The 9,581-nt window shown below is 71.0% G+C and carries 10 protein-coding genes; 3 read left to right on the top strand and 7 right to left on the bottom strand.

Translation table 11 applies throughout. From position 1 onward, the window contains the following. Positions 1-53: 53 nt before the first annotated feature. Entirely contained in the window at positions 54-1,046 is a 993-nt protein-coding gene (gene mgrA, locus ACFXGX_RS20385) for an L-glyceraldehyde 3-phosphate reductase (protein WP_384792916.1), read from the bottom strand. 147 nt (positions 1,047-1,193) lie between these two features. Here mgrA and ACFXGX_RS20390 point away from each other — a divergent pair, with 147 nt between their 5' ends. After that, a complete protein-coding gene (locus ACFXGX_RS20390; protein WP_384792919.1) occupies positions 1,194-2,087 on the top strand; it encodes a LysR family transcriptional regulator in 894 nt (297 codons plus the stop codon). A 226-nt stretch (positions 2,088-2,313) separates the two neighbouring features. Further along, positions 2,314-2,823: a DUF664 domain-containing protein gene (locus ACFXGX_RS20395; protein WP_384792922.1), complete on the top strand. Its 510-nt coding sequence runs from the start codon at positions 2,314-2,316 to the stop codon at positions 2,821-2,823. On the opposite strand, the gene ACFXGX_RS20400 is transcribed toward ACFXGX_RS20395, so the two are convergent. Then, positions 2,811-3,875: an adenosine deaminase gene (locus ACFXGX_RS20400; RefSeq protein WP_384792925.1), complete on the bottom strand. Its 1,065-nt coding sequence runs from the start codon at positions 3,873-3,875 to the stop codon at positions 2,811-2,813. The genes ACFXGX_RS20395 and ACFXGX_RS20400 overlap by 13 nt on opposite strands. Before the next feature lie 93 nt (positions 3,876-3,968). Then, positions 3,969-4,361: a VOC family protein gene (locus ACFXGX_RS20405; RefSeq protein ID WP_384792928.1), complete on the bottom strand. Its 393-nt coding sequence runs from the start codon at positions 4,359-4,361 to the stop codon at positions 3,969-3,971. 366 nt (positions 4,362-4,727) lie between these two features. On the opposite strand from ACFXGX_RS20405, the gene ACFXGX_RS20410 reads away from it, so the two are divergent. After that, on the top strand, positions 4,728-5,471 hold the full coding sequence (locus ACFXGX_RS20410; RefSeq protein WP_384792931.1) for a phosphatase PAP2 family protein: 744 nt from the start codon (positions 4,728-4,730) through the stop codon (positions 5,469-5,471). Between the two features lie 179 nt (positions 5,472-5,650). On the opposite strand, the gene ACFXGX_RS20415 is transcribed toward ACFXGX_RS20410, so the two are convergent. The 4 genes from ACFXGX_RS20415 to ACFXGX_RS20430 form a co-directional block, all read right to left on the bottom strand. Further along, complete coding sequence (locus ACFXGX_RS20415) at positions 5,651-6,145, bottom strand: hypothetical protein (RefSeq protein ID WP_384792934.1); 495 nt, start codon at positions 6,143-6,145, stop codon at positions 5,651-5,653. 210 nt (positions 6,146-6,355) lie between these two features. Continuing rightward, a complete protein-coding gene (locus tag ACFXGX_RS20420) occupies positions 6,356-6,991 on the bottom strand; it encodes a hypothetical protein (protein WP_384792937.1) in 636 nt (211 codons plus the stop codon). Positions 6,992-7,085: 94 nt separating this feature from the next. Further along, positions 7,086-8,453: a phospholipase gene (locus ACFXGX_RS20425; RefSeq protein WP_384792940.1), complete on the bottom strand. Its 1,368-nt coding sequence runs from the start codon at positions 8,451-8,453 to the stop codon at positions 7,086-7,088. Positions 8,454-8,585: 132 nt separating this feature from the next. Further along, positions 8,586-9,419 (bottom strand): alpha/beta fold hydrolase, encoded by an 834-nt coding sequence (locus ACFXGX_RS20430; RefSeq protein ID WP_384792943.1) that lies wholly within the window; start codon positions 9,417-9,419, stop codon positions 8,586-8,588. Between the last annotated feature and the right edge of the window lie 162 nt (positions 9,420-9,581).

The raw sequence follows: 9,581 nt of genomic DNA on the forward strand, positions 1-9,581 counted from the left end.
GGTGTGCCGTCGGGGCGCGCCGGGAGTCAAGGGCGCGCCACACCCCGTAGGCGCTACACCTTGACCAGGGCGTCGATCCGGGCGAGTTCGTCCTCGCCGAAGTCCAGGTTGCCGATGGCGGCGACGCTGTCCTCGAGCTGGCGCGGGCTGCTGGCGCCGACCAGGGCCGAGGTGACCCGGCCGCCGCGCAGCACCCAGGCCAGCGCGAGCTGGGCCAGCGACTGGCCGCGGGACTTGGCGATCTCGTCGAGGGTCCGCAGTCGGCCCACGAGGTCCTCGGTGACCGTGTCCGCGCTCAGGAACGGGCTGTCGCTCGCGGCCCGCGAGTCCTCCGGGATGCCGTTCAGGTAGCGGCCGGTGAGCAGGCCCTGCTCCAGCGGCGAGTACGCGATGGAGCCCACCTGGAGCTCGTCGAGCGCGTCCAGCAGGCCCTCGTCCTCGGGCCGGCGGTCGAGCATCGAGTAGCGCGGCTGGTGGATGAGCAGCGGGGTGCCCAGCTCGGCCAGGATCCTCGCGGCCTCGCGGGTCTGCTCCGCCGAGTAGTTCGAGACGCCGACGTACAGCGCCTTGCCCTGCTGGACCGCCGAGTGCAGGGCGCCCATCGTCTCCTCGAGCGGGGTCTCCGGGTCGGGGCGGTGCGAGTAGAAGATGTCGACGTAGTCCAGGCCCATCCGGCCCAGGCTCTGGTCGAGCGAGGACAGCAGGTACTTGCGCGAGCCCCATTCGCCGTACGGGCCCGGCCACATCAGATAGCCGGCCTTGGTGGAGATGACCAGCTCGTCGCGGTGGTGTCCGAAGTCCGCCTTCAGGGCGTCACCGAGGGCGGACTCGGCGGCGCCGGGCGGCGGGCCGTAGTTGTTCGCCAGGTCGAAGTGGGTGACGCCGAGGTCGAAGGCGCGGCGCAGGATCGCGCGCTGGACGTCCACCGGCCGGTCCGGGCCGAAGTTGTGCCACAGACCGAGCGACAGCGCGGGGAGCTTCAGGCCGCTGCGTCCGGTACGCCGGTAGGGCATGTCCGCGTAGCGATCGGGGTGCGGGGTGTACAACGCGTACTCCTGTGAGGCCGGGGAAACAGGCTTCCACTCTCGCGCGCCCGGTGGGCACCGGTCCAACGGAAGGATCGGATGGCATTGAGCGATCCGGCTTCTCAATCGGTCGGGGCACCCGCCGATCGGCGCCTACGCTTGCGTCTCATGGAACTGCGTCACCTTCAGCACTTCGTCGCCGTCGCCGAGGACCGGCACTTCACCCGGGCGGCGGAGCGGCTCATGGTGTCGCAGTCGGGCCTCTCCTCGTCGATCAGGGCGCTGGAGCGGGAGCTCCAGGCGCCGCTGTTCGTCCGTACGACCCGGCGGGTCACCCTCACGGAGGCCGGTCGCGCCCTGTTCGTCGAGGCGGAACGGATCCTCGCCCAGGTGCGTTCGGCGCACGACGCCGTGGCCGCCGTGCAGGGGGTGCTGCGCGGCACGCTGTCCCTCGGCACCGAACAGTGCATCGCCGGAGTGCACTGCGCCACACTGCTCGCGGCGTTCCGGCGGCGTCATCCGGACGTGGAGATCCGGTTGCGCCAGGCGGGTTCCGAGGCGCTGGCGGAGGAGGTCGCGGCGGGCCGTCTCGACCTGGCCTTCGCGGTGCGGACCCGCGACGACTCCGAGCATCTGCGCTCGGTATCGCTGGCCAGCGAGCCGATGACCGTGCTCTGCCACCCGGAGCACCCGCTCGCCACCGCGGCCGTGGTCACGCCCGAGGAACTGGGCGAGGAGGCCTTCGTCGACTTCCACCCCGACTGGGGTCCGCGGCGCACCACCGACGCGGCGTTCGCGGCGGCGGGAGTGCAGCGGACGGTGGCCCTGGAGGTCAACGACGTCCACAGCCTCCTGGAGCTCGTCCACGAGGGCCTCGGGATCGCCGTCGTACCGCGCCACTTCGGTCACAAGCCGGAAGCCCGCGACCTCACCGCGCTGCCCTTCAAGGGCGCTTCGGAGGGGTCGTACGAGACGGTCGCGATGCTGCCGCCGGAGGAGGCCACGAGCCCGGCCGCGCGGGCCCTGATGACGCTGCTCGACGCCTCGGAGGACGGGGCCTGAGCCGTCGCGGACCCCCTGGTTCCCGAGGCAGGTGAGGTCCGGGCCCGGATGCCGCGGGCGCGGTCCGGGATGCGAGGGCGGGGCCCGGTCCGGGATGCGGGGGCAGGGCCCGGTCCGGGGCGCCAGGACGGGGCGCGGTCCGGGATCCGGGGGCGGGGCCCGGTCCGGGATGCCGGGACCGGCCGTTCCGGACGCACGGACGGGCGCGATGCGCGATGGTGGTTCCATGCTTGCGAAGGACATCCTCATCGACGGCTTCGGCCGCATCCGGGAAGAAGTCCATGCCGCTGTCGGCGGCCTCGCGCCGGAGGCCCTCAACGCCCGCCCCACCGAGACGGCGAACTCGATCTCCTGGCTGGTCTGGCACCTCACCCGGGTCCAGGACGACCACGTCGCCGACGCGGCCGGGACGGAGCAGGTCTGGCTCACCGACGACTGGGCGAAGCGCTTCGGACTCGACCTGCCGCGGGGCGACACCGGGTACGGCCACACGTCCGCGAAGGTCGCCCGGGTCCGGGTGGAGTCGGGCGACCTGCTGCTCGGCTACTACGACGCGGTCCACGAACGGACCCTCGACTACATCGGCGGTCTGGCCGCAGCCGACTTCGAGCGCGTCGTGGACGAACGCTGGGACCCGCAGGTCACGCTCGGCGTGCGCCTGGTCAGCGTCCTGTCCGACGATCTCCAGCACGTCGGACAGGCCGCCTACGTCCGCGGGCTGGTTCAGATGTCGTAACCGGGAAGGACGACGTCCTCGATGAGGGCCTTGCGCTCTTCGAAGGGGATGAAGGCGCTCTTGACCGCGTTCACCGTCACGGTGCGCAGGTCCTCCACGCCCCAGCCCGCCTCCTCGACGAGCAGGGACATCTCCCGGGTCATCGTCGTCCCCGACACCAGACGGTTGTCGGTGTTGAGGGTGACGCGGAAGCCCAGGTCGCGCAGGGCGGTGATGGGGTGCTCGGCGATGGACTTCGCCGCGCCGGTCTGGAGGTTGGAGGTCGGGCACATCTCCAGGGCGACGCGGCGGTCGCGCACCCAGCCGGCGAGACGGCCGAGTTTGCCGTCCACGATGTCCTCGGTGATGCGGACGCCGTGGCCGATGCGCTGGGCGCCGCAGACCTGGAGCGCCTGGTGGATGCTGGGCAGGCCGTGGGCCTCACCGGCGTGGATCGTGAACGGGACGCTCTCGCGGCGCAGGTGCTCGAAGGCGTCCAGGTGGTCGGCCGGCGGGAAGCCGTCCTCGGCGCCCGCGATGTCGAAGCCGACGACCCCGGCGTCCCGGAACGCGACCGCGAGGTCGGCGGTCGCACGGGTCCGGTCGAACATCCGCATGCCGCACAGCAGGGTGCCGACGCGCACCGGGGTACCCGCCGCGGCGGCCTTGGCCATACCGGCGGCGAGGCCCTCCTGCACGGCCTCGACGACCTCGGGCAGGGTCAGCCCGCCGTTGACCATGAGCTCGGGCGCGTAGCGCACCTCGCCGTAGACGACACCGTCCTCGGCGAGGTCGAGGACGTACTCCTCGGCCGTACGCAGCAGGCCTTCGCGGGACTGCATCACGGCGAGGGTGTGCTCGAAGGTGGCTATGTAGCGGACGAGGTCGCCGGAATTGGCGGCCTCGTAGTACCAGGCGGCCAGTTCCTGCGGGTCCGTGGTGGGCAGGGTGTGGCCGACGGTCTCCGCGAGCTCGACGAGGGTGGCCGGGCGGAGGCCGCCGTCGAGGTGGTCGTGCAGGACCGCCTTCGGCAGGCGGCGGATGGTGTCGATGTCGATGCGGGGCGCGGTCATGTGCGGTGTTCCTCGTGAGGTCGTTCGGAGCGGGAGGGAGCGGAAGAGCGTGGGGGCAAGCGCGGCGGCCTGCGCGGCGTACGGGAGACCGGGTCAGTCCGCGGGCTGGAGCAGGTCCCAGCGGTTGCCGTACAGGTCCTGGAAGACGACGACCGAGCCGTACGCCTCGTGGCGCGGCTCCTCCAGGAAGGTCACGCCGGCCGCGCGCATCCTGGCGTGGTCGCGGGCGAAGTCGTCGGTGTGGAGGAAGAAGCCGACACGTCCGCCGGTCTGGTCGCCGATCCGGCCGCGCTGCGCCTCGTCCTTGGCCCGGGCGAGCAGCAGTCCGGTTCCTCCGCCGTCCGCGCCCGGCTCGACCACGACCCAGCGGGAGCCGTCGGGCCGCGGGGTGTCCTCGACGAGGCGGAACCCGAGGGCTTCGGTGTAGTGGCGGATGGCCTCGTCGTAGTCGTCGACGACGAGGGTGACCAGGGCGATGCGTCTCATCGGGGCTCTCCAGGGTTATACGTAACACGTAGGGTACGGCATTCCCTGTCGGGCGCCAGGGAGGGTCGCCGTCGGCGGTCACCCGGGCCGCGCCTTCCGCCCGTGCGGCGGGGCGGAGCGGCACCGTTCCCGCCGGGCGGCGGAGCGCCGGGCGGCGCAGGCTGAAGGGACGCCGATCTTCGTGGGTCGATCCGGGAACGATCCCGGCCGCCATTCGTCTACAGTTATGTAGACGAATTAGAGGGAGACGAGCACGGGGCGGGGTGTCCTGCCGCGTGCGCGCCTGCCGAGGAAAGGGGCCGCATCCATGTCCGCCGCCACGGGCGCCACACCTGCGCGCGAGGCCGATGCCGTTCCGGCCCGGCCGTGAAGCGCGGGAGCACCGGTGCCGTCGCCGCGTCGGCCGCGATGGGGAGTCTGGTCGCGTTCGTGCTGCTGACGCTGGTCGTGACCACGCACGAGGGCGCTCCCCTGTTCGGCGACAGCGGGCTCGCCTCGTGGTCGCTCGCGCACCGTCCGGAGATGGCGCTCGCCATGGCACGCGGAGTGACCTACACCGGCACAGGAGCCGTCCCGTACGCGGTGGTCGTCGTGGCCGGTCTTCTCCTCGGGCGTACGGCGCGGCAGCGGGTCACCACCGTCACGGCCTGCGTGTGCGCCCTGGCCGCCGCGCAGGCCCTGCGGTTCGCGGTGATGTCACTGGTCGCCCGTCCCCGGCCCCCCGTCGCGAGCTGGGCCACCCATGCCTCGGGCTGGTCGTTCCCCTCCGGTCACACGACGACCTCGGCCGTCGCGGGCGGCATCCTGATCCTCGCGGTGCTGGCCCGCGCCCCACAGTCCAGGAGAGCGCTGGTCCTGCTCATCGGCTGCTGGGCCGTGCTGGTCGGTCTGTCCCGCGTCTACCTGGGCGTTCACTGGTTCTCCGACGTCGTGGGCGGCTGGCTGTTCGCCGTCTGCTGGCTGAGCCTGCTCGTGTACGCCGTGACGCGGTTCCTCCCCCACACGTACTCGGCGTTGACGGAACCCCGGGTCCGCGAGGACCTCACGGGGGACGGACGCGATGACGGACCCCGGGAGCCGCGCGACGCCCCTCCGCACTCTGCTTCGTAGCTGGTAGCTGGTAGCTCGTAGCTGAGGGAGTACACCCACCTAACGAGGCCCCGCGAAGCACGGGCTGTAGGCTCCGCCGGCGGTTGGGATCAGCCGAGGAAGGTCGTGTGCCGAAGGCGACCAGCAGGTGGTCCGGCAGGGCGTGCACCGACCACATGTCACGTCCTGTCACGTCGCCTTCAGTCCCGGAAGCAGCCGAAGTCCTCGTCGTTCCGGTTCTCGTACGACCTTCGTGATTCCTCTTGGCCCTCGCTGAAGACGACGCGCCCCGCGACGAGTTGGCGCGGCTTGAACGTGAGGAAACCTGAAACAAGATCGTCGGACGTCATGTTGGTGCGCAGCGCGTATGTGGAGGTGGGGTCCAACTCGACGGTCAGGGGGAGCTGTGTCGTGAAGCCTTGGGGAGCGCTTCCGAGCCGTATGCGGTGGAGCGGGGTCCCGTCGGAGGCCTTGATGTGCCACAGCAGTTGGCCCGGATCATCGACAGTGCCGTCGCGATCCCACCGGTACAGACCGACCTCGGTGATGCCGTCGTGCTTGGCCCCCGGGCACTCACGCCAGCCGATCACCGGACCGGAGCTCCCGCTCTCGACGAACAGCGGATCGAACTCCGCGCCGCAAGCACTCAGCAGAAGCGCGAGAGCGATGACGCCGGTTGAACGCCCCCATTTCACCCGTCGGAGTCTACGAAGGAAGGGGCGAGGCGACACCCCTGGCGATTGTCTCGACCTGATACCAACAGGCGCGCAGCGACGGCAGCGCGCTCGGTCTGCACCCCCGGCAGTTCCTCCGGCCGGGCGAACCCCTCTATCCGTCGGACGCGCCTCGCCATGTCCAGGTGACGGACCATGCCCAAGCCGATGGGGACCCCGGCGGACTCACCATCACCGTGCCGGCGGGCACGTCGGTGTCATTCGACGCCTGGGGGGGAGTCCGTGGATGCCGTCGTCCACAAGGGCGTCGTCCGGGATCTCCAGAGGGAGGATTCCCCAGTTCCGGGCGATGGCCATGACGTGTTGCTCGTCGGGCATGGCGGCATGCCAGTCGTCCCATTCGGCTTCGCTCCAGTTCTCCCGGCCCTCCTCCAGCCCCCTTTGTCCGACGCCGAGTCGGCGCTCGATCTCGGTGGGTTCGCCGTAGCGCATGGGCACATCGCCGGTGCAGCCGTCGTAGCAATAGGCCCGGACCACTCGGCCGGCTTCCACTCTCGCCCAGGCGTGATATTCGCCGATGCGATCCGTGCTGAAGTACTGAAGTTCGCCCAGGCGCCGGCCGAGGGACCCGAGCCAGTCCAGCATGGCCGGACCGTCGCCCTCGCGTCCGTTCTCGAGGTGGATCCGGCCGTGGGCGAGCGTCCAGCCTTCCACGGGAGACGCCACGAACACGCCCCGCGTGTACGCCGCTTTCGTCCCCGCTTCCCAATCCATCGCCACGCGCCCGACCAGTCCGAGCGCGTCGGCGACCGCCCCGCTGTCGACGCCGGGCACAGCGAGCCAGGACGTCTTGTAACCCATACCCATGTCCGATCCCCTCTCCGGTCGAGAGACGGATCCTGCCGCACGGCACTGACATCCGCCGTCGGGAGGCGCCCCCGTCGCCCCCCGTCGCGGTCGGCTACGGATACACGTACGTGTTCAGCGTGTTCACCGCGGAGGCGGGGTCGCCCAGGTCGTAGCGGTCGACGGCCAGGTAGTTGGGCTTCTTGCGGGCAGCCGGCTCGCAGAATCGGCGGGCCCGGTCGGCGAGTTTGGTGTTGTCCGTGCCGGCGGTCCCCGAGAGGGTGACGTCGCGGAAGTGGTTCATGACGAAGAGGGGACGGAACGCCGTCTCGGTGCGGGTGAGCGGGACGTTCGTGTCCGCCCCGTACCAGCGGCTGTAGCAGGACCAGTCGGAGGAGCCGAGGCCCGAGCCCATGGACCAGTAGTTCTCGACGGTCCACTCGCGCTGGTACATGACGCCGAAGCTGTCCCGGGTCAGTCCGGCGGACTCGTCGGACGAACGGCTGTGGTCGGTGAAGATGAGCAGGCGGTGTCCGGCGGCGGTGAGATCGGCCAGCTTCGGCCAGCCGTGCTCACGCACTCCGGTCTGGTCGGGACGGTAGAGCACGTCGGACAGGCCGTTCACCCGGGCGAGTTCGGCGCGCAGGACGCCCGGGTCGACGTAGTCCTCCAGGAACACGGTGACGAACTGGTCGGGGTGCTGCTTGAGGAAGTCGACCATGCGCTGGAGGTCGACCCAGAGCGCGACCGGCCTGCTGACGAGGGTGCAACTGTTGTGACAGAGGATGGCTCCGTCGGGGGTCTGATGCAGGTCCAGCATGAACCCCCTTACCCCGTCGGCGAGTTGCTGATTGATGCCTCGCTTCTGATTGGGTACGAAGTTCACGAAGGGCGGGGCGAATCCGCCGTCCACACCGTTGGCGTAGGCGTTGTGCGCGGTGAGGAACGTGACCTGGTCCAGGGTGCGTTGGTCCTGGGACGGCATCGGCAGGGTCGTGGGCGCGACCGGGGTGAGGTACCAGGAGGCGAGGGCGCCCGGTGCGCCGATCGCCAGTTGGGCCGGGTAGTTGGCACCCGAGGACTTGTCCGTGACGGTCAAGTAGTTTTTCGTTCCCGGGGCTTTGAGCGCGTACTGGTCGGTGCCGCTCGGCGTCACCTCCCAGGCGGCATCCGCGCTCGTACACGCGACGGTTCGGGCCTGGTCGCCCGAGCGGCCCAGGCAACTGCCCGCCGCGTCGGCGCTTTCGAGTACGAAGGAGGTCCCGCTCCGGCGCAGGGTCCACTGCTGGCGGTCCTCGTTGCCCTTCGGGTTGTGCTGGACGACCGCGCCCGCGCTGTCGGCGGCGTTCAGTCCTGTGACGGCGCTCTGTACGTAGAAGGCGCCCGCGGTGGGCACTTCGGCGGCGCCCGCGGGCGCGGGGGCGGCGACAACGGATCCCAGTACGGCGGTGGCGGCGAGCAGGGAGCGTCGGCTCGGTCTCATGGCACGTGATCCCTTCCTGTGGGGAGCATGAGCATGCCATGCAGAGACGCGTCGGCGGGACGGCGGCGGTACAGATCGCGTCAGTGACCGCGGCCGCGGGCCGAAGGCTTTCGACTCACCCGCCGGGCGAGGTCAGCGGCTGCCGGCTCGCGTGCCGGGGTGCTCGATCCGCGAGACGAACGCGGTGATGTCGGCGATCACGCGCTCGGGCTGTTCCCAGTGGACGGAGTGCCCGGTCCCCGGGTAGGCGAGGAAGTCGGCGCCGTGGACGGCGTCCAGGATGGTCTGCTGGTCCTCGCGCGGCAGGAATTCGTCCTGTTCACCCCAGATGACGAGTGTGGGCACGAGGATGCCCCCGAGGGTCGCGCGGAGATCGGCGTCGAGGAGCCCGCGGGCGGTGTCCTTCCAGACGTGCGCGGGCAGCTTCAGGTTCTCCTCCACCATGGTCTCGACGAACCCCCGGGCGATCGGGCGGGCCACCGTGTCGGCCAGGAAGTCCTCGACGAACGCGCGGGGGACGGGATCGGCCAGGTCCTCCATGGCCGCCACCAGGCCGGTCACCGCCGGCTTGTCCGCGAGGGTGCCGGGGACGCCGAGCAGTACCAGACCCGCGATGCGGTCGGGGTGGCTGCCGGCGACGATCCGGGCCGGTACACCGCCGCTGGACGCCCCGACCAGGACGGCCCGGGGGACGTCGACCGCGTCCAGGAAAGCCACCAGGTCGGCGGCGAAGTCGTCGGGACTGTAGCCCTCCGGGGGCCGGTCGGCATCGCCGTGCCCGCGCTGCGTGGGCGCGTATCCGTGCAGGGACGCCGGAAGGCGCCTCAGGAGGGGTTCGAAGGACCACCAGGAGTCGGCAAGACCGTGCACGAAGACGACCGGCGTACCACTGGGGTAGCCGGCCTCGGCGTACGGGAGGGCGAGACCTTCCCGCACCCGCACGGACTTCAGGGAGATCACGGTCACGGCACCCTGCCTCCTTCAGCCCTGCCAACGGGGCCCGGAACCCGGGAGCGCAGAGCGAGCGGCGATCACTTCCGACAGTACCGAGGGGAGGCACGCGCCGCGCTGCGAACCGGCCCGCCCGCGCCGTTCGAATGAACCGGAGCACGCGCGGGTGAACCGGCG

This window comes from Streptomyces sp. NPDC059371 (genome assembly GCF_042751995.1).
In the GTDB taxonomy this organism is placed as follows: Bacteria; Actinomycetota; Actinomycetes; order Streptomycetales; family Streptomycetaceae; genus Streptomyces.